The following is a 2,237-nucleotide window of genomic DNA, read 5'->3' as shown; positions in this document are numbered from 1 at the left end:
CTCGGCGGCGAGCCAGCCGCCGAGCAGGCGGCGGCCGAGCGCGCTGTCGCGCGCGGCCGCCAGCAGTTCCGGGGCGATGCGCTCGTCGCCGCGGCCGTGCCAGCTGGCATCGGTCTCGCTCAGCACTGCGCGCAGCGCCGCGGCGCTCATCCGTTCCACACTCCGCCGCGGGCGTTGCTCGGCGGCGGCGCGGCCGGCGGGAACAGGCGCGAGCGCAGGCGGCCGAAGAAGAACGCCGCGATCGCCAGCAGCACCAGCACGCCAGCGCCGATGATGACCGCGCTCAGGTCGATCGAGCCCAGCACCGCGTTGAGCGGGCCGCCGCCCTGGCTGACCTTGGGCGGCGACTGCACGGTGAAGAACTTCACCGTGACCTTGTTGACGTCGTCCAGGCCTTCGACGCTGTCCTTGACGAACACCTTGATGTCGGTCTCGCGGTCGCGCAGGCTCTGGCCCGGGCGTTCGAAGATCAGCACCGAGGCCGAGGAGTCCTGGACGTTGCCGCCGAGCGGGTCGCGATCGGGCAGGGCGATGTGCACGCGCGCCTCGACCACGCCGTCGATGCGGGTCAGCGTGCGCGAGAGTTCCTGCGACAGGCCGTAGAGGTAGCGCGCCTTCTCTTCCAGCGCCGAGGAGGCGAAGCCTTCCTTCTTGAACACGTCGCCGAGCGAGCGGTATTGCGCGCGCGGCAGGCCGCGCGAGGTCAGCACCTGCATCGCATAGGGGATGTCGCCGCGGTTGACCATGACCTCCCAGCCGGTCTTGCTCGGCGAGGGGTCTTTCTCGGCGGGGATGCCCGCGTCGAGCAGCGCCGCCATCAGTTCGTTGGCCTGCTGCTCGTCGAGTTGGCTGTACAGCGGCGTGCGCGTACACCCCACGATCAGCAAGCAGGCCAGCAGGGCCGCCAGAATCCTTAAAGCTTTGAAGCCCGACGCCCTACCCATGCATCCCCCGTGTGGTGTGTGCCTTGCGCGTTACGACTGCTGGCGGAACAGCTGCTGGATGCCGTCGGACGTGCGGTTGGCGACGTTCGAGGTCAGCTGCGAGGTGAACATGAACTGGTGGCACTTCATGGTCATCTGGATCATCTCGCCCGGGGTCAGGTCGGCGGCGTTGGCCGACATGCTCTGGCTGGCCTGGCCGATGCTGTCGGCGCCGCCGTTGAGGTTGTCCAGCGCCGCCAGCACCGCGCGGGTGCCCTGCGAAGGCTCGGCGGCTCCGGCGTGGGCGACCTGTTCGGCGCCGCCTGCCTGCACGCCGCCCGCACCGCCGGGCGCGGCGCCGCGGTCGAACGCGGCCGCGAACTCGCGGATGTCGTAGGCCGAGGCCTGCGGCGACTGCGCCGGCGAGGCGGCGGCCGGTTGCGCGGCTTCGGCCGCGGCTTGGATGGCTTCGATCATGAACCTGTCTCCTGCGACGGTAGGTTCGACAACGGGTGGTCCGGACGAAGGGTACGACGCAGCGGCGAGGCGCAGACCGAACGCTGCGCCGCGCAGCCCCGCCGCGACGGCCGCGGGCGCCCGGACGCGAGGTCCGGACGCCGCGACGGCAGGCGGCAGACGTCGGGCCGCGCGCCGGTCAGTTCTTCGAGGCCAGCTTGTCGAAGGCCTGGGCGATCGAATTGATCGAGGTCGACGCGCTGTTGGAGATGAACTGCATGCGCAGGCTCGCCGAGGTCAGCGCGATCATGCTCGAGGGCTGGTCGTTGCCGCCGCCGATCGTGCCCGACAGCTCGGTGATGCGCGAGGCCTGTCCGTCCATCGTCTGGCCCCAGGCGCGCGCCATCGACTCGTACCAGCTCGAGCTGCTGCCGCCGCCACCGCCGCCGCCGGCCGAGATGCCGCCACCGCCGCTGCTGCTGCCGGCGCCGCGCGAACCCTTGCCGTTGCCGACCGCGTCGTTCTTGTTGACGTCGGCGATGAAGGTGTTGACCAGGCCGGCGGTACCGCCGGCGCCGTTGACTGCATTACTCATGACGTCTCTCCTGCTCGTTGCGGCAAGGCCGCGCAATGGCGTGGAACAACGAATGGCACCGAAACTTGACGCGCTTGGCGATTCTTGAAGCATCCGCGGACGATGGGTGCAAGGTGCCGAGGTTGGATTAGATCGGCGCGGTGCGGGTGAAACCAGCTAGTGCTGACCCTGGGTCGCCCCTGTTCATTGTCGGTTTCCGGGCCGCGCCGGCGCCTCGGCCACGGCCGGACGCGCATTGCCGGCGGCGGGCGCGGGCGGGGCCG

General features: G+C 70.5%; 3 protein-coding genes. All 3 read right to left on the bottom strand.

Features of this window, described 5'->3' with window-relative positions:
• Positions 1–146 precede the first annotated feature (146 nt).
• Positions 147–944 (bottom strand): type III secretion system inner membrane ring lipoprotein SctJ, encoded by a 798-nt coding sequence (gene sctJ / locus A7A76_RS22160; protein WP_206413347.1) that lies wholly within the window; start codon positions 942–944, stop codon positions 147–149.
• A 30-nt stretch (positions 945–974) separates the two neighbouring features.
• Positions 975–1,400, bottom strand: coding sequence for a hypothetical protein (locus tag A7A76_RS22155; protein WP_206413346.1), 426 nt, complete (start codon positions 1,398–1,400; stop codon positions 975–977).
• Positions 1,401–1,578: 178 nt separating this feature from the next.
• Entirely contained in the window at positions 1,579–1,974 is a 396-nt protein-coding gene (locus A7A76_RS22150) for a hypothetical protein (RefSeq protein WP_206413345.1), read from the bottom strand.
• Between the last annotated feature and the right edge of the window lie 263 nt (positions 1,975–2,237).

Origin of the sequence: Lysobacter enzymogenes, from assembly GCF_017168095.1 — a bacterium.
GTDB classification, from domain to species: Bacteria; Pseudomonadota; Gammaproteobacteria; order Xanthomonadales; family Xanthomonadaceae; genus Lysobacter; species Lysobacter enzymogenes_D.
Note: the sequence above shows the minus strand (reverse complement) of the source record. Positions and strands in the feature narration are given on the sequence as shown.